This window comes from Streptomyces lavendulae subsp. lavendulae, from assembly GCF_002803845.1.
In the GTDB taxonomy this organism is placed as follows: Bacteria; Actinomycetota; Actinomycetes; order Streptomycetales; family Streptomycetaceae; genus Streptomyces; species Streptomyces lavendulae.
Window position 1 is genome coordinate 3325438 of the sequence record NZ_CP024985.1, and the last position, 26301, is coordinate 3351738.

The 26301-nt window shown below is 69.3% G+C and carries 25 protein-coding genes and 1 pseudogene; 14 read left to right on the plus strand and 12 right to left on the minus strand.

The window, feature by feature from the left end; translation table 11 throughout:
- Positions 1-93 precede the first annotated feature (93 nt).
- The 4 genes from SLAV_RS13990 to SLAV_RS14005 form a co-directional block, all read right to left on the minus strand.
- Positions 94-1779: a purine-cytosine permease family protein gene (locus SLAV_RS13990; protein WP_030226135.1), complete on the minus strand. Its 1686-nt coding sequence runs from the start codon at positions 1777-1779 to the stop codon at positions 94-96.
- Positions 1780-1935: 156 nt separating this feature from the next.
- Positions 1936-2688 carry a GntR family transcriptional regulator gene (locus SLAV_RS13995; protein WP_030226136.1) on the minus strand — a complete coding sequence of 251 codons (753 nt, stop codon included), beginning with the start codon at positions 2686-2688 and terminating at the stop codon, positions 1936-1938.
- 113 nt (positions 2689-2801) lie between these two features.
- Positions 2802-3935 (minus strand): DUF4190 domain-containing protein, encoded by a 1134-nt coding sequence (locus tag SLAV_RS14000; RefSeq protein WP_030226138.1) that lies wholly within the window; start codon positions 3933-3935, stop codon positions 2802-2804.
- 165 nt (positions 3936-4100) lie between these two features.
- Complete coding sequence (locus SLAV_RS14005) at positions 4101-5675, minus strand: S8 family peptidase (RefSeq protein WP_030226141.1); 1575 nt, start codon at positions 5673-5675, stop codon at positions 4101-4103.
- Between the two features lie 289 nt (positions 5676-5964).
- On the opposite strand from SLAV_RS14005, the gene SLAV_RS14010 reads away from it, so the two are divergent.
- From SLAV_RS14010 to SLAV_RS14020, 3 genes are all read left to right on the plus strand, one after another.
- A complete protein-coding gene (locus SLAV_RS14010) occupies positions 5965-7074 on the plus strand; it encodes a threonine synthase (RefSeq protein ID WP_030226143.1) in 1110 nt (369 codons plus the stop codon).
- Positions 7075-7141: 67 nt separating this feature from the next.
- Positions 7142-7960, plus strand: coding sequence for an isocitrate lyase/PEP mutase family protein (locus SLAV_RS14015; RefSeq protein WP_030226145.1), 819 nt, complete (start codon positions 7142-7144; stop codon positions 7958-7960).
- A 44-nt stretch (positions 7961-8004) separates the two neighbouring features.
- Entirely contained in the window at positions 8005-8940 is a 936-nt protein-coding gene (locus SLAV_RS14020) for an EamA family transporter (RefSeq protein WP_051840333.1), read from the plus strand.
- Positions 8941-8981: 41 nt separating this feature from the next.
- Here the strand turns inward: SLAV_RS14020 and SLAV_RS14025 are convergent, their stop codons facing one another.
- The 4 genes from SLAV_RS14025 to SLAV_RS14040 form a co-directional block, all read right to left on the minus strand.
- Positions 8982-9770 (minus strand): trypsin-like serine peptidase, encoded by a 789-nt coding sequence (locus SLAV_RS14025; protein ID WP_030226150.1) that lies wholly within the window; start codon positions 9768-9770, stop codon positions 8982-8984.
- Positions 9767-10846 carry an alpha/beta hydrolase gene (locus tag SLAV_RS14030; RefSeq protein ID WP_030226151.1) on the minus strand — a complete coding sequence of 360 codons (1080 nt, stop codon included), beginning with the start codon at positions 10844-10846 and terminating at the stop codon, positions 9767-9769. The genes SLAV_RS14025 and SLAV_RS14030 overlap by 4 nt, the downstream gene beginning before the upstream one ends.
- Positions 10847-11009: 163 nt before the next feature.
- Complete coding sequence (locus tag SLAV_RS14035) at positions 11010-12161, minus strand: alpha/beta hydrolase (protein WP_030226154.1); 1152 nt, start codon at positions 12159-12161, stop codon at positions 11010-11012.
- A 160-nt stretch (positions 12162-12321) separates the two neighbouring features.
- Positions 12322-12759: a MarR family winged helix-turn-helix transcriptional regulator gene (locus SLAV_RS14040; protein WP_199922123.1), complete on the minus strand. Its 438-nt coding sequence runs from the start codon at positions 12757-12759 to the stop codon at positions 12322-12324.
- A gap of 77 nt (positions 12760-12836) precedes the next feature.
- Between SLAV_RS14040 and SLAV_RS14045 the strand changes: the two genes are divergently transcribed.
- From SLAV_RS14045 to SLAV_RS43645, 11 genes and pseudogenes are all read left to right on the plus strand, one after another.
- Positions 12837-13850, plus strand: coding sequence for an SMP-30/gluconolactonase/LRE family protein (locus tag SLAV_RS14045; protein WP_030226158.1), 1014 nt, complete (start codon positions 12837-12839; stop codon positions 13848-13850).
- 133 nt (positions 13851-13983) lie between these two features.
- Positions 13984-14598 carry an HdeD family acid-resistance protein gene (locus SLAV_RS14050; protein WP_051840334.1) on the plus strand — a complete coding sequence of 205 codons (615 nt, stop codon included), beginning with the start codon at positions 13984-13986 and terminating at the stop codon, positions 14596-14598.
- 193 nt (positions 14599-14791) lie between these two features.
- Positions 14792-14980 (plus strand): annotated as a pseudogene (locus SLAV_RS14055) (Uma2 family endonuclease); the annotation flags it as partial.
- A 453-nt stretch (positions 14981-15433) separates the two neighbouring features.
- Entirely contained in the window at positions 15434-15703 is a 270-nt protein-coding gene (locus tag SLAV_RS14060) for a type II toxin-antitoxin system Phd/YefM family antitoxin (protein WP_019434848.1), read from the plus strand.
- Complete coding sequence (locus SLAV_RS14065; protein WP_030226168.1) at positions 15696-15959, plus strand: type II toxin-antitoxin system RelE family toxin; 264 nt, start codon at positions 15696-15698, stop codon at positions 15957-15959. Before SLAV_RS14060 ends, SLAV_RS14065 begins: the two co-directional genes overlap by 8 nt.
- A gap of 107 nt (positions 15960-16066) precedes the next feature.
- Positions 16067-17236 carry a hypothetical protein gene (locus SLAV_RS14070; protein ID WP_030226170.1) on the plus strand — a complete coding sequence of 390 codons (1170 nt, stop codon included), beginning with the start codon at positions 16067-16069 and terminating at the stop codon, positions 17234-17236.
- Between the two features lie 506 nt (positions 17237-17742).
- Entirely contained in the window at positions 17743-19419 is a 1677-nt protein-coding gene (locus SLAV_RS14080) for an Eco57I restriction-modification methylase domain-containing protein (RefSeq protein ID WP_030226173.1), read from the plus strand.
- Positions 19420-19432: 13 nt separating this feature from the next.
- On the plus strand, positions 19433-20182 hold the full coding sequence (locus SLAV_RS14085; protein ID WP_030226176.1) for a PaeR7I family type II restriction endonuclease: 750 nt from the start codon (positions 19433-19435) through the stop codon (positions 20180-20182).
- 1068 nt (positions 20183-21250) lie between these two features.
- Positions 21251-21391, plus strand: a complete 141-nt coding sequence (locus SLAV_RS14090) for a hypothetical protein (RefSeq protein WP_158740469.1) — start codon at positions 21251-21253, stop codon at positions 21389-21391.
- A gap of 551 nt (positions 21392-21942) precedes the next feature.
- Positions 21943-22272 carry a DUF397 domain-containing protein gene (locus SLAV_RS42395; RefSeq protein ID WP_234333402.1) on the plus strand — a complete coding sequence of 110 codons (330 nt, stop codon included), beginning with the start codon at positions 21943-21945 and terminating at the stop codon, positions 22270-22272.
- A gap of 109 nt (positions 22273-22381) precedes the next feature.
- A complete protein-coding gene (locus SLAV_RS43645) occupies positions 22382-22507 on the plus strand; it encodes a hypothetical protein (protein WP_391383931.1) in 126 nt (41 codons plus the stop codon).
- A 271-nt stretch (positions 22508-22778) separates the two neighbouring features.
- Here SLAV_RS43645 and SLAV_RS14105 read toward each other — a convergent pair whose 3' ends face one another.
- From SLAV_RS14105 to ychF, 4 genes are all read right to left on the minus strand, one after another.
- Positions 22779-23306: a hypothetical protein gene (locus SLAV_RS14105; RefSeq protein WP_051840336.1), complete on the minus strand. Its 528-nt coding sequence runs from the start codon at positions 23304-23306 to the stop codon at positions 22779-22781.
- On the minus strand, positions 23306-23725 hold the full coding sequence (locus SLAV_RS42400) for a restriction endonuclease fold toxin-2 domain-containing protein (protein WP_234333403.1): 420 nt from the start codon (positions 23723-23725) through the stop codon (positions 23306-23308). The genes SLAV_RS14105 and SLAV_RS42400 overlap by 1 nt, the downstream gene beginning before the upstream one ends.
- 658 nt (positions 23726-24383) lie before the next feature.
- Positions 24384-24884 (minus strand): hypothetical protein, encoded by a 501-nt coding sequence (locus SLAV_RS42405; RefSeq protein WP_234333404.1) that lies wholly within the window; start codon positions 24882-24884, stop codon positions 24384-24386.
- Between the two features lie 234 nt (positions 24885-25118).
- Positions 25119-26207, minus strand: a complete 1089-nt coding sequence (gene ychF / locus SLAV_RS14115; protein ID WP_030226187.1) for a redox-regulated ATPase YchF — start codon at positions 26205-26207, stop codon at positions 25119-25121.
- Positions 26208-26301: the final 94 nt, after the last annotated feature.

The window sequence follows — 26301 nt, forward strand, 5'->3', positions numbered from 1 at the left end:
CGACCTTTACTCAGCGGATACGGTTTTTCACAAAGAGGTACCTAGGGGGCGTACGCATCCGGCCAGGCGTACGAGCGGGCCGTGCGCGCCGGTTCAGACCGGGCGCACCGAGGGTGTCGGCAGGGCCACCGGACCGGCCCCCGGCGTCTTGCGGCAGACGTCACCGCAGGTCGCGTCGAGGGAACAGCACAGTGAACAGACCGGCCCCGACCACGCGGGGCAGTCGGCGATGTCCGGGAGCTCGTACGCCGTCTCGCACACGGCGCAGGTGTGGGTGGCGGTGACGTCCGCGACCTCCGCGTCCGGGCCGCTCACGGTGTTCGGCCTGGCCAGGTAGTACTTCCCGCCCGTCGCCCAGGCGATCAACGGGCACAGGAGCAGGGCGAGTCCGGCGGCGATGAAGGTGGAGAAGGCCTCGGCGTACGTGCCGAAGAGGCCGGAGAAGGCGAGGATCGAGACGGTGGAGGCGATCACCATCGCGCCGAAACCCGCCGGGTTGACGGCGTACAGATAGGCCCGCTTGAACTCGATGTAGGGCGGGCTGAGTCCGAGCCGCTTGTTGATCACGAGGTCGGCGGCGACGGCGGCGATCCAGGCGATGCCCACGTTGGAGTAGAAGCCCAGGAGCCTGCCGAGCATCGCGAACATGTCCAGCTCCATCAGCGTGAGCGCGATGGCGAGGTTGAGGAAGATGTACCAGACCCGGCCCGGGTGGCGGTGGGTCACGCGGGAGAAGAAGTTGGACCAGGACAGGGACCCGCTGTAGGCGTTGGTGACGTTGATCTTGATCTGGGACACGATGACGAAGAGGGCGGCGGCGGGCAGCGCGAAGCCGCCGAGCCACGGGCGCAGCGCCTCGACCTGCGGGGCGATCGGCTCCAGGGCGTGGGTCTTGCCGACGGCCTCCAGGGCCGCGAACGCCAGGAAGGCCCCGCCGAGCTGCTTGGCGGCCCCGATGACCACCCACCCGGGTCCGGCGGCGAGGACCGCGAGCCGTCGGCGGCGCCGGTTGGCGGGGGTCTCGGCGGGCATGAACCTCAGGTAGTCGGCCTGTTCGCCGATCTGCGCGATGAGGGACAGGGCGATGCCCGTCCCGAAGCCGAAGCCGATCCAGGAGAACCCGGAGCCCGCCCCGTCGGTGCCGCCGAAGCGGGTGAAGTCGCCCCAGGCGCCGGGCGCCTCGAAGGCCAGGACCAGGAAGGGCAGCGCGAGCCCGACGAGCCAGACGGGCTGGGTCCAGGCCTGCACCTTGGCGAGGGCACCCATGCCCCGGAAGACGACGGGGATCACGATCAGCGTGGTGAGGAGGTACCCGAGCTGGACCGGGAGCCCGAAGGCCTGGTGCATGGCCTGGGCCATGATCGAACCTTCGAGCGCGAAGAAGATGAAGGTGAAGGAGGCGTAGATCAGGGAGGTCAGCGTCGACCCGAAGTACCCGAATCCGGCGCCGCGGGTCACCAGGTCCATGTCCAGCCCGTACGTGGCGCACGCGCGGGCGATGGGGATGCCGGTCAGGAAGATCACCACGGCGGCGGCCAGGATCGCGGCCGCGCCGCTCGTGAAGCCGTAGGCGAAGACGATGGAGGCGCCGATCGCGAAGTCGGCGAGGTAGGCGATCCCGCCCAGTGCGGTCCCGGCGACGGAGCCGGGGCTCCAGCGGCGGAACGCGTGCGGGGCGTACCTCAGCGAGTAGTCCTCGCGGCTCTCGTCGGCGGCGAGCCGGGCGTAGCTGCGGCGCGGTTCCTTCGGGGGCGTGGACGTGAGGGCGGTGTCGGTCATACCGCGGGAAGGTAGGCCCGATACGTGACGCCCCGTCACACCCGGGCGTTGCCCGCGCGTTACGCGGCCCCGCCCGGCGTCACCACGGCGTTAACGGATCTCCCGGCCCCGCGGCCCCGCCGGGGGTCCCGGGGAGGAACCCGGCCGGGGCAGGGGTCAGCGGACGGGCAGGTGGTAGGAGAGGCGGTAGCGGTCCGCCGGGACGACCACGTCGGCCGTCTCCACCGGCCGCCCCGACGCGAAGTACGTCCGGCTCACGACCAGGACCACGTGCCCCGGGACGCCGCCCAGCGACATGATCTCCTCGGCCAGGCCGGGCCGGGCGCCGACCTCCTCGACCACGTTGTCCACGACCACGTCGATCGCGGCCATCCGGTCCACCACCCCCGAGCCCCCGAGCGGCCCCTCCTCGGGCAGCATCACCGGGGTGCGGCCCGTCACGGACAGCGGCTCCCAGGAGGTGGACAGCATCATCGCCTCGCCCGCGTCGCGGAAGACGTAACGGGTGCGCATGACGCGGTCGCCCGCTTCGATGCCCAGCCGCTTCGCGATCTCCGCCGGCGCGCCGGTCTGCTCGCTGCTGGACTCCCACGTGCCGCGCGCCCCCGCCTCGGCCTGCTCCTGCCGGAACGGGGTCGAGGCGCCGCCCGTGCGGTAGCCGGAGCGGGCGACCCGCCGCGGGACCGGCTGCTCGCGCACGTACGTGCCGGACCCGGAGCGGCCTTCGACCAGCCCCTCCGCCATGAGGACCTTGCGGGCCTCCAGCGCGACCGTGTCCGAGACCCCGTACTCCTCGCGGATCCGGGCCTGCGAGGGGAGCCGGGCGTGCGGGGGCAGGGACCCATCGACGATCTTCCGCCGCAGATCCCCGGCGACGCGCAGATAGGCCGGCTGCTCACCGAAAGTCACGGGCCACTCCCATCAGGTTGACAGACAGCTACACCCTGGCAACCCACCGTTGAACTGCGCAAGCACGGGCCAGAGTTTCACTCGAAGTGATGAAGCCTGGTCACTCAAACCCGTTACCGCGCGTTACCCACGGTGTATCCGACGGATTCCGACCGGGATCCGCTCCCCGAACCCCCGTCCGAGTCTCCCGGGAACTCCTCAAGCCAGTCCGGAACCCGGGTGGACAGCCCGTACGCACCCCGCAGCGACTTCTCCGTGTCGATCGTCGTGGCCCCCAGCGCCGCGTCCCACGCCCGCCGGAACTCCTCCGGCTTCCCCGCCCGCGCGGCCCGCTGCCACTGCTCGCGCGCCGCCTCGACCTCCTTCAGCAGGGCCTGCGCCGCCGGACCCACGCCCGGCCGGGAGACGACGCCCCGGAGCAGCCCGGCCTCCGCGCCCAGCGCCCCGTCGACCTCGCGCGCCCACGAGCGGTACTCCGCCAGCGCCACGCCGAGCTCGCGCCGGGGGCCGTCGCCCAGCACCTGGTCGGTCCCGTTCAGCACGCCCAGCAGGGCCACCTGGTCGGCCGTCAGCGTCCCGGAGTCCTTGCGCAGACTGCCCCGGTGCTCCCGGTCCGGCGTGCCGATCACGCACAGCAGCCCGTGGTCGCCGTCGCGCCAGGTCTCGCCGGTGGGCGCGAAGTAGAACATCTCCGCGTACGGGGGCAGTGCCCAGGTGTCCATCGCGTACGCGTCCTGCGCCTTCCAGCAGGCCTGCGCCGCCGCCTCCTTGAGCTTCGTCGTGCCGGGGGAACCCGTGAGCGCGAGCGGGCTCGTGGAGGTCACCTCGGCGTCGTGCACCCGCCCGCAGTCGATGCGGTAGATGAAGGGGTCCTCTTCGAGGAGGTCGCCGCCGGGGACGTTGAAGCAGTCGCCCGCGCGCAGTTCGTCGATGCCCGTCAGCTCCCCCTCGACGCGCACCGGCTCCCGCGCCGGGCCCAGCCGTCCGAGGACCGTCCCGCCGTAGCGGCCCGCGCCGAGGACGAGCACCGCGGTCATCGCGACGGAGACCACCAGGCCCACGACGGCGAGGGCCCTGCCGCGCTCCCCCTTGCGCGCGATCTGCACCAGGGCCACGACGCCGAAGACGATCCCCAGCGGCGGCAGGCACAGCAGCCCGACCAGCAGGGAGGCGAGGGCGAACCCGTTGAGGGCCGGCCGGAACGGCCCCTGACCCATGGGCGGCCGGTACGGGGGCGGGGTGCTCACGGGGCGGGGTGCTCCATCAAGGGGGGATGCGGGGGGGCGTGCGAACGAACGCGCGAAATAGTACGCAGCGGGGGCGACCGACCAGTCGGTCACCCCCGCCGTTCACCGCGCGGTCCGGCCCGGAGCCGCGCCCTTCACCACCCGGCCGCCCGGCCGGAGTTCAGCTCAGAACTGCAGGGCCCAGGAGTCGATCTTCCCGGTGTCCGCACCGGCGAGGTCGGCGACCCGCAGCTTCCAGACCCCGTTGGCCACCTCGGAGGAGGCGTTCACCGTGAAGGTCTGGACGATGTCGTCGGCGCTGCCGCCGGTCCGGTTGCGGAGGTTGTAGACCGTGCCGTCGGGGGCGACGAGGTCGACCTTGAGGTCACCGACGTACGTGTGCTTGATGTCGACGGGCACGCTCAGCGTCGCCGGGGCGTTGCCGGAGATCCCGCTGACGGTGATCGGCGACTCGACGGTGGAGTTGTCGTTGATCGCGTAGTCGGCGGTGTTCTCGAAGCGGGTGCCCGGGTTCGGCGGGGTGGTGCCGGCGCCCACGTTCAGCAGACGGTTCGGGGAGCCCGTGCCGGGGCCGGTCACCACGTTCGGGGTGGCCGCCGCGACCAGGCCGTCACGGACCTGCGCCGGGGTGCTGGCCGGGTTCTGGGACAGGTAGAGGGCCGCCGCGCCGACGACGTGCGGGGTGGCCATCGAGGTGCCCGAGATGGTGTTCGTGGCGGTGTCGCCGGTGCCCCACGAGGAGGTGATGGAGGAGCCCGGGGCGAAGATGTCCAGGACGCTGCCGTAGTTGGAGTAACTGGCCTTGGCGTCCGTGTTGGTGGTGGCGCCGACGGTGATGGCCTCGGCGACGCGCGCCGGGGACTTGGTGGAGGCGTCGGTCGACTCGTTGCCCGCGGCGACGCCGTAGGTGATGCCGGAGGCGATCGAGTTGCGCACGGCGGTGTCGAGCGCGGAGTCGGCACCGCCGCCGAGCGACATGTTGGCCACGGCGGGCTTGACCGCGTTGCGGGTCACCCAGTCGATGCCGGCGACGACCTGGGCGGTGGTGCCGGAGCCGTTGTTGTCGAGCACGCGGACGCCGACGATCTTCGCCTTCTTCGCCACGCCGTACGTGCTGCCCGCGACGGTGCCCGCCACGTGGGTGCCGTGGCCGTGGCCGTCCTGGGCGGTGTTGTCGTTGTCGATGGCGTCGTAGCCGTAGGAGGCGCGCCCGCCGAGGTCCTGGTGGGTGATCCGGACGCCGGTGTCGATGATGTACGCCGTCACCCCCTCGCCGGCCTTGTCCGGGTAGGTGTAGCTCTGGTCGAGGGGGAGCGCGCGCTGGTCGATGCGGTCCAGTCCCCAGGACGGCGGGTTCGGCTGGGTGGCGTCGACGGTGAAGACGCGGTTCTGCACGACCGACTTGACGGCCGGGTCGGCGGCGAGCTTCCTGGCCTGCGCCTCGGAGACCTCGACCGCGTAGCCGTTGAGGGCGGCGCTGTAGGTCCGGTCGATCCTCGCCCCGTACCGCTTGGCGACGGCCTTGCCGCTGTCGGCGGTGGAGCGCGCCGCGGAGTCGTCCAGGGTCACGATGTAGCTGCCGGGGACGGACCCGGCGGCCCCCGCGTTCTCGATGACGCCCTGCGCGCCGCGGTCGGCCGCCGAGGCGGGTAACGCGGCGGCGGCGCCGAGCACGAGGGCCACGACGGCTATCGCGCTGACGCCGGCGGTCTTCCGGCGGGTGTGACGCATCACGGACATGTGAGGGTTCCTCCTCATAGGCGGTGCGCTGCGGGGGGGTGCGGAGGTCGTACGGGGTCGGTGCGGAGGTCGGTGCCGAGGTCGGTGCGGAGATCTCTGCGGGGGGTCGAGCGGGAATCCGCGGGGCCTGCCCGAGCCGTCATTTCGACATGCGCATGACAATGCATGGAGCCCAACGGGCCGTCGCCTCCGAAAGGTTGACCCACCCGTGCGCCATCCCACAAGAGGACAACGGACGCGTAACATCCGTGCCATACGACGGCCATGAACGAGCAAAGGTGGTCCGCACATGACGCACGCACTCCCTGGTTACCTTTGCCCCGAGGACGGCACGCGCGGGGACGTGCGGACCGCGCCGTGGTGCTGCCCCCTGTGCGGCGGCCCCTGGGACCTCGACTTCGCACCCGATCCGGCCGCCCCCCTGGAACCGGCGGCCGGGCCCCCTTCCCTGTGGCGGTACGCGCCCGCACTGCCGCTGCCGGGGGCGTTCTCCGTCTCCCTCGCGGAGGGGCACACTCCGATGGTCCCGCTCGCGGAGCGGATTCACGCCAAACTCGACTACCTGATGCCGACGTTGTCCTTCAAGGACCGGGGCGCGGTGATGCTCGCCGAACTGGCCCGGCGACTGGGCCCCGAGCGGGTGATCGCGGACAGCAGCGGCAACGCGGGCACCTCGGTGGCGGCGTACTGCGCGCGGGCCGGGCTGAGTTGTGAAGTTTTCGTGCCCGAGGGCACCTCGGTGAAGAAGACGGAACAGATGCGGGCCCACGGGGCGGCCGTACGGATCGTGCCCGGCGGCCGCGAGGCCACCGCGGAGGCCGCCCGCGCCGCGGCGGACGCCCCCGGGGTCTTCTACGCGAGCCACGTCTTCAACCCCTACTTCCTGCACGGGACGAAGACCTACGTCTACGAGATCTGGGAGGCGCTCGGCGGCCGGCTCCCCGACGCCCTCGTCGTCCCCGTCGGCAACGGCACCCTGCTGCTCGGCGCGGCGCTGGCCGTGGAGGAGCTGGCCCGGCGCGGGGTGCGGGCGCCCGCGCTGATCGCGGTGCAGGCGCAGGCGGTGTCCCCGCTGGCGGCCGCGTTCGCGGCGGGCGCGGAGGACGCGGAGCCGGTGGCGCAGCTGCCCACCCTGGCGGAGGGCATCGCGATCCCGGCGCCGCCGCGGGCCCGGCAGATCCTGGCGGCGGTCCGCAAGTCCGGCGGAACCTTCCTGACGGTCCCGGACGACCGGCTGCGCGAAGCCCAGCGGGACCTGGCCCGGCGCGGGCTGTTCGTCGAGCCGACGGCGGCGGCCTGCTGGGCCGCGGTCGGCCCCGACGCCCCGGGCGACCCGCTCCAGGGCCGCACGGCGGTCCTCCCCCTGTGCGGCGCGGGGGCGAAGACGGGCCTGGCCTGAGGTCCCGGCCCGGGTCCCCGTCGGAAATCCGCCAGCCCCGGGGCCGCCGCTCTGGTGGACTGGCGCCATGACCCACTCCGTTGACCTCACCGCGAAGGCCACCGCGTTCGCGGCCCTGCACACCCCCGCGGCGCCCCTCGCCCTCGCCAACGTCTGGGACGTCGCCGGCGCCCGCGTCGCCGAGGCCGCCGGCGCGCCCGCGGTGGCCACCACCAGCGCCGGCGTCGCCTGGTCCCTCGGGGCGCCCGACGGGGACGCCCTCGCCCGGGACCGGGCCCTGGACCTGATCGCCCGCGTCGCCGCAGCCGTCCGCGTCCCCGTCACCGCCGACATCGAGGGCGGCTTCGGCGCGGACGCCGCCGCCGTCGGGGAGACCGTCACCGGGGTGCTGGCCGCCGGTGCGGTCGGCGTGAACATCGAGGACGGCGACCGCAGCCCCGCCGAGCACGCGGAGCGCCTGGCGGCGGCGCGCGCCGCCGCCGAGGCCGCCGGGGTCCCGCTGTACGTCAACGCCCGGGTGGACACCTACCTGCGCGGGCTGGGCGCACCGGAGGGCCGTCTGGACGAGACCCTGGCGCGGGCCGCCGCCTACCTCGGCGCCGGCGCCTCCGGCATCTTCGTCCCCGGCGTCACCGACCCCGCGGTCCTCGCGGAACTGGCCAAGGGCATCGACGCCCCGCTCAACGTGCTCGCCGGTCCCGGCGCCCCGCCGGTGGCCGCGCTCGGCTCCCTCGGCGTGGCCCGGGTCAGCCTGGGCTCCTGGGTGGCGGAGGCCGCGTACGCCCTCGTCCGGCGCGCCACCGAGGAGCTGCTCGCCGGCGGCACCTACGGCTCCCTGGCGCGGGCGCTCCCGTACGGCGAGGTGAACGCCCTGCTCAAGGGGTGAGAAACCGGGAAGCGTGCAGAGGGCAACGACCATAGGATCCGGCCATGAGCACCCCGGCCCCGCTGACGGGCAGACCCGCGACCGCGCCGCGCCTCCGGATCACCGGCGCGGTGTGGACCGCCCTCGGCCTCGTCTACGTCGTCTGGGGCTCGACGTACCTCGGCATCCGGATCGTCGTGCAGACCATGCCGCCGTTCCTGTCCGCCGGGGTGCGCTTCCTCGCGGCCGCGCTGGTGCTGGCCGTCGTGGTCGCCTGCGCGTACGGGCCGGGCGCGCTGCGGGCGACGCGCGCGCAGATCGGCTCGGCGTTCCTGGTGGGCCTGCTGCTGGTGCTGGGCGGCAACGGCCTGGTGGTGCTGGCCGAGACCTCGCTGCCGTCGGGACTGGCCGCCCTGCTGGTGGCGGCGGTGCCGATGTGGCTGGTGGTGCTGCGGGCGGCCACCGGGGACCGGCCGCCGGCCCGGACCCTGGCCGGGGTGCTGGTGGGGTTCGCGGGGCTGGCGGTGCTGACCAGCCCGGGGCTCAGCGGTGATGTCCGGCTGTCGGGGGTGCTGCTGGTGCTGGCGGCCTCCGTACTGTGGTCGCTCGGCTCCTTCTCGGGCTCGAAGCTCCCGGCGCCGGGCAACCCCTTCACCGGCAGCGTCTACCAGATGCTCGCGGGCGGCACGGGCGGGATCCTGGTGGGGCTGCTGCGCGGGGAGCAGCACGGCCTCGACCCGGGCTCCTTCTCCACCGCCTCCTGGCTGGCGCTGGGCTACCTCGTGCTGATCGGGTCGGTCGTCGGTTTCACCGCGTACACGTGGCTGCTGCGGTCGGCGCCGCTCTCGCTGGTGTCCACGTACGCCTACGTCAATCCGGTCGTCGCGGTCGCGCTCGGTGCGCTGATCCTCGACGAGGCCCTGACCTGGCCGATCGTGCTCGGCGGGGCGATCGTGGTGGCGGGGGTCGTCGTGATCGTCAGCACGGAACGCAGGGGGTAGCGGCGGTAGCGGGGTAGCGGCGGGCCGGGAGGGGACCCGCGTCAGCCGCGGGCCGCCTTCTCGAAGAGGGCCTTGGCCTTCTCGTCGTAGAGCGCGGCGGTGGAGTCCACGTCCGTGTCGCCGCCGCTGAGCACCCCGATCAGCCGGCCCGGCTGCCCGGTGCCGCCCCGGTCGGCGATCCAGGGGCTGCCGCTGGTGCCCGTCCAGAAGCCCGCGCAGCTGATGTACAGCATGTCGGGGTCGTTCGCGTCGTGCCGGGTCTGGGTGGTGCAGGAGACGGGCTTGTTCTGCGGGTTGTGCTCCGACTCCGGGTAGCCGATCACGGTGACGTCCCGCTCGTACCCGGAGGTCCAGTCGGGTTTCGGCGCCTCGCCCGCGCCGACCCGCTGCTGCAGGCTCCGGCCGTCCCCGTCGGGCTCGATGGTGAGGAAGGCGAAGTCGGCGGTCTCGTCGCCCCACTTCGTCCAGCGGTCGTCCACGTGGATCGAACGGACCTTCCACACCCCGAGGGGCTGGGTGCCCGCGCCCTCCCCGGAGAAGGCGGGGGCGAAGGAGAGCTCGCCGATGGCGAGGCCGTCGTGGGCCACCTCTCCGGGGTGCCCGTCCTCCCCGGCGGGGGCGACGCAGTGCGCCGCGGTCGCCACGACGTTGCCCCGGGGGCTGTCGACCACGCTCGCCGTGCACCAGTGCTCCCCGTTGGCCATGAGCACGCCGACGGTGGGGAAGGGATGCACGGACTGGTCGCCCGACGCCTTGAGGAACACGACGGCGCACAGCGCCGCGATCCCGGCCGCGGCGGCCGCCGACGCCCCCTTCACCACCGGGCTCATCGCACGGCGGGATCGGGCGTAGGTCCCTGCATCACCTTGCTGATCCACGCCAGGGAGCCCTCCCTCATGCCACGTACGTACGACTTCCCATTGTGCTCACCATCCTGGATCACCTGGAGGCGGGTGTGCACGGGGCCCTTCCCGTAGGTGCGCATGAAGCCCTCGGCCAGTTCCCGGCCGCTCTCCTTGGTCCCGATCTGGAAGTTCACGTACACGTCCGGGCCGCCCTCCCTGATCAGCTTCTCGGCGAGCTTCTCGGGGTTGTTCGCGTCCATGGCCTGCCGGTTCCCCTTCCACAGCGGGGAATCGGGGACGATGTCGACCCCGCTGGCGATGACCGCCTTGAAGCGTTCGGGGTACTTGAGCACGTCCTTGAAGGCGCCGAAGCCGCCCGAGGAGGAGCCCATGAAGGCCCAGCCGTCGCGGGAGGTGAAGGTGCGGAAATTGGCCTTCGTGAAATCGGGGATGTCCTCGGCCATCCAGGTGCCCATCTTGGGCTCTCCCGGGATGTCGGAGCCGTCGAAGTGGTGCTTGGTGTCGGCGTTGATCACCGGCATGATCAGGATGAAGGGCAGGCTGGTGCCGGCCTTGACCCCGTCGATCACGGCCTGCTGGAGGCCGAGCCCCGGGCCGGTGCCCCAGTAGTTCTTGGGGTAGCCGCGCCCGCCCGGCAGGGAGATCAGCACGGGGAAGCCGCTCTTGGCGTAGCGCGGGTCGTCGTACTCCTTGGGCGCCCACACCCACACGTCGCCGGTGAAGCCCGACTTCGCCCCGGTCAGGGTGGTCATGCCGATCTGCGTGCCGTCCGGCAGCCTGCTGGTGCGCACGAACGTGGCCTTGGGGCCGGTCGGCATCAGCACCCCCTCCCGGATGTCCTCGGCCGCGGCCGACTCCTGGATCTTCCCGAAGGACACCGGGTCGCCCAGGTCCGAGAAGAGCCCGAAGGCGTACGCCGCGCCGCCCCCGACGGCGAGGGCGAGCGCGACCGCACCGCCGATGAGGGCCCGGCGCAGGCGCTGGGGGCGACGGCCGCCCTTGGTCGTGGGGCCGCCGTCGCCTTGATGGTCATACTGCACGGATTTGTTCCCGTTCCTTCTCCGGCGCCCTGGTTGGGCGCGGGTCGGACCGATAGGTCCCCCTTACACACCTGTACAGAGGTGTGAACGACCGTAGGGGTTGCCTGGGACCGGTGCGACGTGGCGAGGGCCACGTGGTGGACGGGCGTTCGGGTGGGACGGGTCAGCCGGCCTCGGGCTTCGGGCCCTTCAGCACCTTGCTGACCCACTCCAGCGAGCCTTCCTTCATGCCGCGCACGTAGTGCCAGCCGTTGTGCTCGCCGTTCTGGATGTCGCGGATGGTGGTCTTGACGGGGCCCTTGCCGTAGTCGCGCACGAACTTCGACATCCGGTCCTTGCCGGTCTCCTTGGTGCCGACCTGGAAGTTGATGTAGACCTCGGGGCCACCCGAGTCGATCAGCTTCTGGGCGAGCTTCTCCGGGTTGTTCGCGTCCATCTCGGCCTGGTGGCCCTTCCAGAGCGGGGAGTCCGGGGTGATCTCGCCGCCGCTGGCGATGACGGCCTTGAAGCGGTCCGGGTACTGCAGGACGGTCTTCATGCCGACGAAGGCGCCGGAGGAGGAGCCCATGAAGGCCCAGCCGTCGCGGGACTTGTACGTACGGAAGTTCGCGCGGGCGAAGTCGGGGACGTCCTCGGCGATCCAGGTGCCCATCTTGGGCTGGCCGGGTATGTCGGCCCCGTCGTAGTAATACTTGTTGTCCGGGTTGAGCACCGGCATGATCAGGATGAACGGCAGGCTGGTCCCGGCCTGGACGCCCTCGGTTATGGCCTTCTGGAGGCCGAGGCTGCGGTCGGCCCAGTAGTTCGTCGGGAAGCCGTTGCCGCCGGGGAGCGCGATCAGGACCGGGAAGGCGCTCTTGGCGTACTTCGGGTCGTCGTACTCCTTGGGGGCCCACACCCAGACGTCACCCTCGAAGCCGGACTTGGCGCCCGCCAGGCGGGTCTTGGCTATGACGGTGCCGTCGTCGAGCTTGGCGGTCTGCTTGAAGTCGGACTTCGGGCCGGACGGCAGCAGCACGTCCGGGTCGCCGGTGGGCTTGGGCGGGGCCGCCGGGGCGCTCGGGGACTGCTGCCCGGAACCGCCGGAGCCGCCGGGCGCGCCGGACTGCCGGGCGGCCCGGTCGGCCGCCGGGCCGAAGCTGACGGCCTCGCCGTTGCCGGAGAACCACTCGTTCTTCCAGGCGGCGAAACCCCCGCCGCCGAGGAGCAGCGCTACGGCCACGCCCGCGCCGATCCAGATCGCGCGCCGGGACCGGCCCCGGCCCGTCCCCGGCTCGGGGTCGGCGCCGGACGGCTGCTGCGGGTACTCGTGCACGGACTTCGCTCCGAACGGTCGGGACTGCCCCGGGCGGGGCAGAACGGCTGGACACGGTGGGACACACATCCACTGGTCCTGATGTGCGAGTGTCCTGGAAAGTTCCGAATCCGCGCAAAAAACGAGCGGAACTCCCGATGACCGACACCGGGCCCTCCGGTCACTTCAGGGTGTCGAGCACCTCGGCGCAGCGCCCGAGCAGCTCCACGAGCCGCTCCCGGTCCTCGGCGGAGAGGGCCGCGGCGAGCGCCCGCTCGACCCGGACCGCACCCGCGTCCGCCCGCTCCATCACGGCGCGCCCCTCCTCGGTGAGCCGGGTCTCCAGCACGTTGCGGTGCCACTCGTGGGGAGTCCGGTCGATCAACCCGCGCTCCTGGAGGTTCTTCAGGACCGTGTTCATCGTCGGCGGCGTGACCCCGCAGAGCCGGGAGAGGGCGGCGGCGGAGATGCCGGGCTTCTCGGCGAGCCAGAGCAGGGCCGCGTACTGCGGCACCGTCACGGCGGCCGGCTTGCACGCGGTGTTCTTCGCCGCGAGGAGGGCCTGCTCGGCGCGCTTGATGTGCGAGCCGATCCGCTCCTCGGGGGGCATGGACGTCATGGCCGAATCCTACGACCCTTGCCAATCATTAGAACTCTAATTACTCTTCGGGCACAATCAACAAGAAGGACTCACTCATGCCCAAGCTGTCGAAGCTCCTGGCCGCAACCCTTGCCTTGTCGGCCGCCTTCACGGCGGCCGCCGCCGCTCCCGCCGCCGCCGCTCCCGCGCCGGCTCCCCCGTCGGCTCCCCCGTCGCCCGTTCCCCGGATCTCGACGGCGTTCACCCTGCCCGGGGCGAAGGTCTACCCGGAGGGCATCGCCTCCGACCCCCGTACGGGCACCGTCTACGTCGGCTCGTACGCGGACGGCACCGTCTACCGCGCCCGGCCCGGCGTCCGCACCGCCGAGGTCTTCCTCCCCGCCGGCGCCGACGGCCGGCACACGGCGAACGGCCTGCGCGTCGACGCCCGGGGCCGGCTCTGGGTCACCGACTCCACCACCGGGGTCGCGGTGTACGACACCCGCACCGGAGCGCGCCTGGCCCACTTCGAGGTCCCGGGCACCGGCCCGCGCTTCATCAACGACCTCACCATCACCCCGGACGGCACGGCCTACCTCACCGACAGCGCCCGCCCGGTGATCTACCGGGTCACCCCGGCCCAGCTGCGCGCGGGCTCCGGCGCCCTGACCGTCGCCCACGACCTGACCGGGCACCTCACCCCGGCACCCGCCGGCAGCTTCGCCCTCAACGGCATCGTCTCCGACCCGGCGGGCCGCTACCTGCTGGCCGTCGACATGACCGCGGGCGACCTCCACCGCGTGGACCTGCGCACCGGCGCCATCAGCCGCGTCGCGCTGACCGGCGGCGACCTCAAGGCCGCCGACGGCCTCGACCTCTCCCCCGACGGCACCCTGCGCGTGGCCCACAACCTCCCCAACACCCTGACCCGCTGGCAGCTCGGGGCAGACGGCACCCGCGCCCGCCTGATCCACACCCTGACGGACCCCTCGCTCCAGGTCCCCACCACCCTCACCCGCACCCGGGGCCGCATCCTGGTGGTCCGCTCCCAGTTCGACCGGGGCGGCCCCATGAACCCCTCCGGCGGCACACCGACCACCTTCACGATCGCCGCCGTGCGGGGCCTCTGACCGGGGCCCCGGCGGGCCGGGCGGACAATGCGACAGCTACCCGGAACGGCCTAAACTGACCTAAAAGCAGTCACGGCATGTCCGGCGGCTCCAGGGCGTCCCCACGGGCTGCCCGGCCGGCTCAGGAGGCGTGATGACCGTATCCCCCGACCCGGCGACCCAGTACGTGCACAGCGACCCCGAGGACGTCCTCAAGCAACTCGGAAGCTCATGGCGCTGGGCACTCGGATTCGCCCTCGCGACCCTGATCCCGGGCATCCTGATCCTCGTCTGGCCCGACGAGACCCTGCACGTCCTGGCCGTGATCATCGGCCTGCAGCTCCTGGTGGCGGGCGGCTTCCGCTTCGTCTCGGCCTTCTCCCACAGCGGCGACCGGGGCGGCAGCCGGCTGGCGGGCGTCCTGATCGCCATGCTGGCGTTCCTGGCGGGCGTCTTGGTGCTGCGGCACCCGATGCAGACGATCGGCGCGCTGTCCCTGATCCTCGGGGTGTTCTGGCTCCTGAGCGGAGTCCTCACGGCGTACGCCGCGATCGCCGACCGCACGCTCGTGCACCGCGGCATGCTCCTCGGCCTGGGCGCCCTCGGCGTCATCGCCGGAATCGTCGTGCTCTGCTTCCCGGTGAACTCCGCGGTCGCCCTGACCCGCCTGCTGGGCCTCTGGCTCGTCCTGCTCGGCGTCTTCGAAGTGGTGATGGCCTTCGTCCTCCGCTCCGCCACCCGCCGCGCCATCCGGACACCGCCGGGCTGAGCGCTCGACAGCAGCGCCGGACGGACCGGTGATGGCCCATGCCCGAATGCCGGGCACGGTGCGGATGTTCGCCGGGAATCCTCCGGCCGACGTCATTGCCCCTCCGGCGTGGGCTGTGGCCCGCTACCGTGAAGCCATGACCGCACTGCCCGACTGGATGCGCCCGCCGCGCGCGGAAGGCTGGTTCGCGGAAGAGGCCGGCATCCCGCACTACTGGTGCATCGAGGACGAGGACGGGGCACCCGTCGTCCACGTCTACGAGCTCGACGAACCGACCGGCGCCTACGCGCCCGCCGGGATCTTCCGGGGCACCCTCCAGCGCCCGGTGCCCTTCGAGGTCAGCCTGGACCTCGACAAGCTGACGCCGCCCCGCAGCATCTGACAGTCGGCAGGGGCATGCGGAAGGGGCCGGACTCGGGTGAGTCCGGCCCCTTCCGGTCTGCACGTTCAGTGAGGAGCCCGGCCGCGCCCACACCGCCTGAGCGGTCAGTAGTGGTATCGAGCCCGCAAGGACGACGATCTCCTCGTCCGTCACCAAGTGAGTGAGCAGGGGCGATGAGGGGTGGCGCGGGGTCACATTTCCCGGCACCATCCCAGCGCGGGAAACAGTCAGGGGTCCGACTCCGAAGAGCCGAACCCCTTCGACCTGCATGTTTGCTAGATCATCTGCGTTCCGGTACCCAGCTGGCCACACGTTGAAGCGGACCGCTCAGCGCAGCGCTCCCACCTGCGAAAACACGGTTCTGGAAGTGCCATCCAGCACGCATCCAGCACGGTGCGGCTTCCAGCACCGAAGAAGTGGTGTACACATGGCACACTCGGTACGCTTGAGCGCATGACGCAGCCGCTGCCCATAGAGTCCATCCGCGACGTGCGCGCCCACCTGGCGGAAGTAGTGGAGCGCGCTGACCGTGACGACGTACCCACAGTCATCACCCGCCGAGGTAAGGAAGTCGCCGCTGTCGTCTCTATCGAGGTGCTGCGCAAGTACCAGGAATGGGAAGAGCGCGAGATCAACCGGATCATCGACGAGCGCATGGCCAACCCGGCTCCCGGCATCCCGATCGAGGACATCATGAGGGAGACGCTGGCGCGCGGTGAGTGAGTACCGCACCGTCTTCCGACCCGAGGCGCAGGCCGAGCTTCGGAAGATCCCTCGCGACATGGCACTGCGCATCCTCGCCAAGCTGACCGAGCTGGAGAGCGACCCCCTCGGCTTCAACACCACCGCACTCGTGTCCCAGCCCGAACGTCGTCGCCTACGAGTGGGCGACTATCGCGTCCTCTACACCATCGACAACGGCGAGCTGGTGGTCTGGGTGGTTCACGTCGGACACCGCTCCACCGTTTACGACACCTGATCCTGCGCCAGCAGCGCGCGCAGCCCGTCGGAATCCGCAGGAGGCGACTGCACCACAGTTCGGTCCGGCCGCGTCGGACTGTCAGTGGCTGCTGCTTCCATGCCGCCATGAGCACTGTGTACGAGACCGCCGCCCTTCTCCCTGACCCGCCCCAACTCCGTGCCCATCTGCGCGCACTGGCCGTCCTGGACGCCACGATCGGGGACGATCCACGGTTCTCCCAGTACACCTTCGACAACACCTGGAGCCCCGGCGTGGAGGCGGCCCTGATGGAGAACGGTTCGGGGGACGACTTCTCCGTCCTCTTCACCCCGGCCGGCGTGCTCATACGCGGCTTCGACCACGAGTCGGCGATGAGCCCGTACGGGACGGACGACGAGCAGGTCTGGCCCGGTGTCATCGACGACGTGCCCGCCACACTGCGCCCGATGCTGGACGAGCCCGCCTTCCGTGATGAAGGGATCGATACGCCTCGGGTCACCGCATGCCTGTGGCGGGAGACCTGCGACACCGCCTGGCGCACCGGCCCGACCATCCCCTTCCCCGCCGGCAGCGAGGACCCGGACGGCTCAGGCTTCCTCTTCCATCTCCTCACAGACCGCTCCCCCGAGGCCGTCCAGGCCCACTTCGAGGACTACTACGAGCGACCCGTCCCCCTCGATGCCATCCGCCACGTCCTCGCCGGACGCCCCCTCACCCCAGCGATCGCCCGGGCCCTCAACCCGGCCGCCCTCTCGGACAGCGCACTGCTCCGCAGAATCGCGGCACATCCCGAGGTCTCCTCGTACCTGTCCCGCGACGGCGAGTTCGACTTGGCCCGCACCGACCCGATCGAGTCGATCGCCCTGCCCAACGGTCTCCCGGTGGAGCCCGTCGCCGGCTGCAACGCGGGCGGCACCCACTACCTGTGCGGCCCGGCCGTCCCAGCCGGCCCCCGCCCCGTCCTCTACACCGACTCCGAGGGCCGGGCCTCCCTCATCGCCGAGTGCCTCGCCGAGGCCCTGACCCTCACCATCGTCCTGCCGCCCTGGCACGACGCCCTGGCCGGCTTCCGCCCTCCGGCCCTCAACGCCGACTACCTCGACAACCACCCGGACCACCCCGCCGTCCGCGACCGTCTCCTCGCCGCGCTTCGGCTTCCCGCGGCCACCGACCGGGAAGTCCTGGACCGCCTGCGCACCACCGCCGCCCGCACCGTCCCCGACGGATTCCTCCCGCACGTTCCCGATGAGGAGGAGTCCGCCTTCGAGCCGATGCTCGAACGGTCTACCGAGTAGGGCCGGGCCGACCGCCTGATTCAACGTCGGTCCACGGTTCTTCCCGACCAGTGGCACCTCCCATTCCGGGTACCCGGAAGTACGCACTTGGTAGGCGTTGTCCGGATCGCTCGGTCCTCCACCGCCAGCGAAACCACCAGGCGTGAGCGAGTTCATCCACGTACGGAAGCGCTGCTGCTCAGAGGGAGTGAGCAGCTTCGTAGTACCCGGAACCGGAGCAAGGGGATCAGCAAACGGGATGCCGGGGAGTCCGGGGGCCGCAGGACCTGCTGAGTCGGGGAGCGTGACTCGGGCTGCGGATGAGTCGAGCGGCAAGAGGCCCACCCACAGCCCGTGCCAGCCGACTACCGGTCCTGGTGGTGGCCACCCCGCACACCCGGTGCTAGTACCGGCTGACAGGGAACGCCGCTCTGTACTCCAAAAAAACTGGTTCCACCACGAAGATCACGGCCTACGACTGCCACGACCGGATCTGCGGCCGGAAACCTCCCTAGTAGGGTCGGAACGTGGCCACTCCTCCGTTCATCGACACCGACCCGCACAAGCTTCCCAGCCTCCCTGTGGAGGCTGTGGAACACGGTGAGGTCTTCACGCGACGCTGGGTGGTCGACCTCGTCCTCGACCTCCTCGGCTACACCCCGGACAAGGACCTCACCGAGGTAAGGATTGTCGAGCCCGCCTGTGGCGCTGGCGCATTCCTGGTCGCGATCGCTTCGAGGATCAGTTCGTCCTGCCGCGCGCACAACCGCCCCATCACGGATTCACTCTCCGCAGTCCGCGCCCTGGACCTGCTGGACCGCCACGTGTTGCGGAGCCGCGCGACTGTCGAGGCGCAGCTGGTGGCCGAGGGATGGTCGGCAGAGGAGTCGAGACAGGTGGCGGCAGCCTGGGTCGAGCAAGGTGACTACCTACTGCAAGCCGACGCTGGCCATCGAGCTGACTACGTGGTCGGCAACCCTCCATACATTCGTCTCGAAGACGTTCCCGATGCCCGGATGGCTGCATACCGTCAAGCCTGCTCCACGATGGGTGGCCGGGCAGATATCTACATCGGCTTCTACGAAGTAGCGCTACGGAGCCTCACCCCAGGGGGACGGCTCGGCTTCATCTGTGCGGACCGCTGGATGCGGAACCAGTACGGTCGTCGACTCCGGCAGATGGTAAGCAGCCGCTTCTGCATGGACGTGGCGCTTGTCATGCATGACGTAGACGCCTTCGATGATCAGGTTTCGGCCTACCCGGCCATCACGATCATCTCCAACCAGGCTCAGGGCAGCGCAGTGGCAGCAGACACCACCAGGGAGTTCGGCAGCGCGCAGGCCCGAGGCTTTGTGTCCTGGTATGCACAGGACTCCCCGGAGTCGATCACCACAACGGCATTCCAAGCAGCCCGCATGCCTAACTGGTTCCCGGATGAGGATTCCTGGCCAGCCGCTTCCCCCGCCAGGCTGGCGGTACTCGAGGAACTCACCGAACGCTTCCGGCTGCTGGAAGATGACGAGACGGGCACTCGGGTCGGCATCGGCGTTGCCACCGGCGCCGACAAGGTCTTCCTCACGGAAGACAAGCGACTCGTCGAGGGCGACCGACTCCTCCCCATGGCCATGGTCCGCGATACGGCCAGCGGCTCCCTTGACTGGCACGGCACATATCTGGTCAACCCATGGACAGCCGAGGGCCGCCTCGTCGATCTTGCCGCGTATCCCCGCCTAGCCTCGTACTTCGAGGAGCATGGGGCCGCACTAAGAAAGCGCTACATCGCGACCAAGCAGCCTGATCGCTGGTACAAGACGATCGACAAGGTCGATCACCGTCTGACTGGTCGGCCGAAGCTGCTGCTTCCGGACATGAAGCTGACGATCCATCCGGTCCTCGATGAGGGCGGACTGTACCCTCACCACAACCTGTACTTCATCGTCTCGGAAGACTGGGACATGCGCGTTCTCGGCGGCCTGTTGCTGTCGAAAGTCGCCGAGGCTTTCGTAGAGGCGTACGCGGTCAAGATGCGAGGGGGAACGATCCGCTTCCAGGCGCAGTACCTCCGCAAGATCCGCGTGCCCGATCCGCAGGCGATCAGCGAGAGCGACCAGGTCGCACTCAGGGAAGCTTTCGACAAGCGCGATGTGCAGGCTGCCACTGAAGCAGCTCTGCGTGTCTATGGACTCGCCGAACTACCCGACTAGAAAGGAACGGATCTTGACGGTTACCCGCCAAGACTTCGAGGACGCCATAGCTGCGTACTGGGACGCTAAGAACACTCAGCGCGAGCTCTCCATCATCAAGGACGCCGTGGGAGCGGGAACGGCTGGCTCAGTACGAGGAGGAAAGCACTTCGACCACATTGCTGCACTGCTTGCCAAATTCTTCCTCGATGCCGGCTACGCACCGGAAGATATTCGGGTAAACAAGCAGCAAGGACTGGAGCTTCCTGGGTACTACCGGCCCCAAAAGCAGTGGGACCTCGTAGTGACCCGTGGCAACACCTTGGTTGCCGCCTTCGAGCTCAAGGCCCTGGGTGGGCCTTCGTTCGGAAACAACTACAACAACCGGGTCGAGGAAGCACTAGGCAGCGCCATGGACCTGCGACGTGCTGCACTCGCCGATGCTTTCCCCGGCGAGAAGCCGTGGCTCGGGTATTTCTTCATAATGGAAGATCACCCCAAGTCCCGCAGTCCAGTGTCGGTCCGGAAGGGCCCCTTCCCAGTCGAGCGGATTTGGCTGGGGAAGTCCTATCAAGACAGGTTCGCCATCTTCTGCGAGCGCCTGATGGACGAGGGACTTTACGACTCTGTCTGCTATATCACGTCCTCGAAGGAGGATACGAAGCCTATCGAGCTTGTCACAAGCCTGGACTGGCGCCACTTCTCGGCAGCGATCAACGCTCGCATCAAGTACCTAGAGGGCCTAGGGTTGCCCGGCCCTGATCAAGGCACGCTGCCGCTGTAACAGCCTCGCGGCGCCACTAGTTTTGGCGCCGCGATCTGCTTCCGTCGGCCTTCCGGGAACCATCACCCCGATCTGGTGATGTGGCCGCCTAAACCTGCAGACCAGATTCCTGTGCATCCACGATCGAGGAACAGGGCTGAAAACCCTCACCGAGTGCGCCGAGGAGTATTCGCAGCTCGCGCGGACCTCCGCCGCAGACCGCCTCCGCTGATTTAATCAGCTCCCTTAGGCCTTCCAGGGAGGATTCGCTGCGGACGTGCTCCACTATTCCAACCCAGTAGCCAATCGCTTCCGGAGCACCTCCGACATAAATCTCTTCGGGCAACTTTGCGCTGTGCAAGAACTCGTACGCCTTGGTCTTTACGGGAAAAAGGGACAAAAGTACAGCAGCTATAGCCAACTCTGCAATATCAAGCCAAACTGCACCATCGCGCCCTGAGGTAGCCGTCACTGCGTCAGAGTCATCCTGCGGGCTGCCCCTTCGAGACAGCAGCACCCATGAACCATCCCAGCCATGAGGCTCCCACGCTCCAGGTGGTGCGCCCCCGGGCGTTGCCTCAAGCGGCTGCTCTTCGCCGCCCCTCACAACGGCATGCTCCCGGGCAGCAGAAACCCACAACTCGTGGAACCGAGACACCACTTCTTCCGGGTTCCGACCAGCCAGACCGGCAAGTTGGTGTGCTAGCTGGCGAACGAGTTCCAGCGCGGGCAGGTCCGGCCTGCGGAAGGCGGCATGGATGGCGCTCTTGGAGTAGGTGGCTGGCAGTCGCGCCATCTCCGGAGAACTAGGCCACCCAGCCAGCAAGTGCAGTTCGTGTAGAGCTTCGTTAAGTTCCCTGAGGGCACCCGGGCGAAGTTCCGGCTTCTGCAAGGCCCTAGCCACGACTTACCCCCGACCGTCCGGCACCGTCCAGAAACGTCCAGCAATACTCGCACGACGTCCAAACGTGTGCTCGGGCGCCCCAAAGCGTCGAAAGGCGGCCTCACGCATCCTGGCCCGTCAGGGAGCGGCGACTCTAGGTGCAGGGCGCCCAGCCAAGGGTGCACGACCAGAAGGATCTCGAAAGCATGTCGAAGAAGTCCACTTCCGAGAAGTCCACCTTCGAGCGGCTGATCCGTACCGCGCTGTTCGCATCCGTCCGCGGGGCGGCGTACACCGCAGGCGCTGTCATGGTGACGGCGACCGTCTGGTGGCTGCAGAGTCTGTAGCCACCTACCCGGTTAACAAACACGGATGTCGGGCTCTTCTGCGCTGGACCACGGACGCTCACGGCGAGCACCCCGAGGGGTCACTGCCATTCACTACACGGCGAGACGACGATCCACGCACGGACGATCGCTACCTCTCCCTGCACGCAGAGGAACCCACACCGCCAGCGCTTGGCAGCAGGCCCACGCCGTCAGCGGGCCGCCGGCCATCAGCCAGATATCCGGCGGCCCGCTGTCCTGGTGACCGTACGTCAGATTGTCCGGTCTTCGACAGACGCGTCGACACCGCCACGACTGACGAACCTCCGCATGTCACAAGGCGTTCGGAACGACCAGCCCTGGTCGTCGGCTCCTACCGAGGACTCGTTCTGCGGCCGAGCGGCCCCAGCAATTCGCGCGTCCTCCAACATCCACGGCTCCGGAAGCGCGGGAGCGGAGGGCTGATGACGGATCCGACAGTGCAGTGTGGGCCGTACCTCCGGGAGCACGGTCGTGGCGCATGGCGAGCCGAAGTCGCATCCAGTTGCCGATGACAGATCGCGCCGCACAGCATGCCGGGCGCACCGTCACCCGCCGACAACCTGCTCAAGCTCAGCGAACACCCCAGCGTCTCGATCTACGTCATCCCGTTCGACGCCGGAGGCCATCCCGGATCGGGACAGCCCATCTACTACATCCACGGCCCCGTGCCCGAGCTCGACAACTGGCAGAAGTCCATCTACTGCGGCGAGGGCGAATCGTGCCTACACGTCGCCACCACCGCCGCCCGCTTCCACGTAACCGAATCCGGCGCCCCCAACGCAGCCATACTCACCGCCGCCCTCGACGCCTTCGCCGCCCTCCTCACCCACGTAAAGCAGAAGGCCCCGCACCGTGGCTGACCCCACCTCGGCCGACATTCCCGGCGACCTCGCCTGACCACGAGCCGCCCCGGACGACGCCGCCGGGCCTGGCCCCTGGATCGAAATCACCTTCGGCGACGCCGAGTTGGTGCACCTGCGCGAGACATCCGCGCCTGACATCGTCGTCACCACGACACACACCAAGTGGGATGCCTTCGCGCTCGGCGTCCAGGCCGGGCAGTTCGACCGCTTCATAAAAGTACGGCCCACCTGACTCGCCATTCAGCCCGGCCCAGCCAACATCCAGCCAGCCATACGCGAATGGGGCCGCCCCGGAAGCAGAACGACCCCACCTGACCTGGCAGTTTGCTAAACAGCCCCATCCGCGATGATGCGTGGCCTATACATTGAAGCGGAATGCCTGAACCCCGACCCTGACCTGCGACGGAGCCCCAACCGAGCCTCTGACCAGGGATTTCTCCGTTCGGCTGCGTTGGCTTCCGATGGATGCTTACGGGTGTCCTGCGGACTGTCTGCGGACTGACCTACGGGGTGTCGACGGAGTCGAGGTGCCTGCGGAGTTCCACCGCGAGCTCATCATCTCCCCCCTCAGCCGGCAGTGGCCACGGGTCCTGCTCGCCGTTCGCCATGGCGAGGCTGCTCGCGAACCAGACCAGGTCCGGTGCGGGCACGAAGAAGTCCCGGAGCCACCGCGCGAAGACAGCAGCTTCGCCCGCGGTCACGTCGGTCAGGGCGATGTAGGCATAGTCAGGCTTCGGCAGCGCCGCTGTCCCGTCAATCCACACACCCGGAGCCAGCTCGATCTCGAAATCGAGAACCGGGACGTTGTGGATCCCCGAGATCCGATACTCCACAGTCGGCTCGGGAAATGCCTCCCGCAGAGCCCTCTCCAAAGCTTCGACCGTTGCGCGCCAGGCTCCACCATCGCCCTGGGGCGGGTAGAAGGCGAAATTGGTGCGGATGTTCCGTTCAGTGGGCACGGTCTTCCTCTGTCTCACGGCACGTATCGCGTCGAGCCCGGCGTACCCGACATCGCCATCATGGACTGCCACTAGGCTGCGTTGTCCTTGCCGTTCGTGACGATCTCCAGTCCACGTATCTCACTGTTCGCGGGGTTCGCCATCGCGTCCTTGTATCGGACGAGCTCCTTCTCATCACCCGCGTACATGGAGTCGATGACAGGATCCCAAGCGATCTTTCCGTGCGAGTCCACCTTGACGGGCTTGACCAGCGTCTCTTCCAGGCGGTCAAGGGACCGGAAGCTCTTCTTCTTGCAGTCGGGGTCCCGCACGTGCTTCGCCTCGACGAGGTACCCGTCGTCGGGCCGTATGCCGTCCACCATGAGCCCACGGTTCTTCCCGGCGAGCGGCACTTCCCGTTCCGGGTACCCGGAAACGCGTAGCTGGTAGGCGTTATCCGGGTCGTTCGCTCCGCCGCCTCCGGCGAAGCCACCAGGGGTCAGCGAGTTCATCCACATATGGAACTGCTGCTGCTCAGGGGCCGTGAGCAGCTTCGTATACCAGGAACCGGGGCAATGGGGTCAGCGAACGGGATGCCGGGGTCGACAGAGTTGACCATCGGCAGAATGGCAGGAGTGCCCGCGTACGACGCGAGCCTGATCGGCACGGGTACGGGCATGCGGATGAGCGGGGGCAGGAACGGCACCCCGGGGAGGCCGGGGGATGACCCTCCGCGTCGGGAAGAGCGACTCGTGCAGCAGAGGAGTCGAGCGCGTGCGCGACCTCGCCCAGGTCGTGTATCCAGGAGTCGCCAAGCACCGCGTTGTGCGGTCCACCGTCGTAGCCGTTGGCTCCGAACATGGGCGTGTCCCAAGGCATGTCCACTTCGAACAGGCTGTTTTTGCGGTCTTGGATCTTCGCCTTGGCAGCCTCCACGTGATCGGCCTACCGCGCACATGCCTTTGCGAGCTGAGAGCAGGCGGCCACCAGATTCGTCACCAGCGGCTCATCCTGCTGCGCCTTTGCTGGAGGACACGTAAGGCCCACACTGTGCTTGAAGTACGACTGGAAGGCATCAGCCGCCTCCCCCGAGTGCGCCTTGCTGGCGGTGGAGGCATAGACCTGGGCATCCTTGAGGAACCGCTGCAAGAGGGATCCGGCGTGCTGCCATCACCGGCCGGCGTCGCGGATCTTCTCGGGTGAACCACGGAACCGGTCGCTACGTCCGCCTGGCGCGTACTGGTCGTACCAAGCGGTTTCCCCCACCACTCCCGGGAGCTCCTGCCCGAGGCCGAGATAGTTCTCCGTGCAGTCGGCGCCCGGGTCACCCATGCCTACGGTCAGATCGACCTGCTCCCCCAGGAACGCGGACACCGTGCGGCTCTCCTGAGCCATGAATTCACGGGCATTGCGCATCAGACCTCGGCTCGTGGCCCCGAGGATGTACGAACTGAAACCCATCTTGTCCAGAGTCGTGGACGCCGCCGACGCGTAAACCTTGGCGAACGAGCGGCCCGCGTCGTCATCGCCGGCCATCCCTTGCTGCCGTGCCAGCTCGTGTCCCAGCGCGATGGCCGTATCCCGAGCCCCACGCATCGTCTCGATCAACCCCGTGGAACCGCGGATCATGCCCTCCGCGATGAACTCCAAGTCAGGCGCGAGCCCGCTCACGGCGCCCCTCCCCACTGCAGACGTGAACGATCAAGCTAACGCACTAATACGGTGACTTCTGCGCGAGATTGCGCCTACCAGTTCGAACGATCGCAGTGAGGGCGAAACAGCACCTGCGTGCCCAGAGACAGCGGCGTCCCGCATCCCCGGAGTGGAAGCGTTCTGCGGACTGCTGCGGACAGCACAACGGCCTGACCCGCGTTCTCGCAGGTCAGGCCGTCTCTAGCTATCCGCTCACACGTTGAAGCGGAACTCCACCACGTCGCCGTCCTGCATGACGTACTCCTTGCCCTCCATGCGGGCCTTGCCCTTGGCGCGGGCTTCTGCGACCGAGCCGCATTCGACCAGGTCCGCGAAGGAGATGACCTCGGCCTTGATGAAGCCGCGCTGGAAGTCGGTGTGGATGACGCCCGCCGCCTCGGGGGCGGTGGCGCCCTGCTTGATGGTCCAGGCGCGGGTTTCCTTCGGGCCTGCCGTCAGGTAGGTCTGGAGGCCCAGGGTGGCGAAGCCGACGCGGCCGAGGGTGGCGAGGCCGGGCTCGTCCTGGCCGACCGACTGCAGGAGCTCCAGGGCTTCCTCGTCGTCCAGCTCCGAGAGGTCCTGCTCCAGCTTCGCGTTCAGGAAGATGGCCTCGGCCGGGGCGACCAGCGCGGACTGCTCCGCCTTGAAGGCCTCGTCCGTCAGCTCGTCCTCGTCCACGTTGAAGACGTAGAGGAAGGGCTTGGTGGTGAGCAGGTGCAGCTCGTGGAGGAGGTCGCCCTGCTCCGTGCCCTTGGTGATGCCCTTCGAGAAGAGGGTGTCGCCCGCTTCGAGGATCTTCTTCGCCTCGACGACGGCCGCCAGGACCGCGACCTTCTCCTTCTGGAGGCGGGACTCCTTCGTCAGGCGCGGCTCCGCCTTCTCGATGGACTGGAGGTCCGCGAGGATCAGCTCGGTGTTGATCGTCTCGATGTCGTCCTTGGGCGAGACCTTGCCGTCGACGTGGACGACGTTCTCGTCCTTGAAGGCGCGGATGACCTGGCAGATCGCGTCCGACTCGCGGATGTTCGCGAGGAACTTGTTGCCGAGGCCCTCGCCCTCCGAGGCGCCGCGCACGATGCCCGCGATGTCGACGAAGTCGACCGTGGCGGGGAGGACCTTCTGGGAGCCGAAGATGCCGGCCAGGACCGCCAGGCGCGGGTCCGGGACGCCGACGACGCCGACGTTCGGCTCGATGGTGGCGAACGGGTAGTTGGCCGCCAGCACGTCGTTCTTGGTCAGGGCGTTGAAAAGGGTCGACTTGCCGACATTCGGCAGGCCGACGATTCCGATCGTGAGCGACACGTTGGCGACTTCCCGTAGCTGGAGGGGGCGGCGGCCCGGAGTGGGCCGTCGGACAGTTTACTTTCCGATGAGCGCCGGTGGATGTACGCGTGTC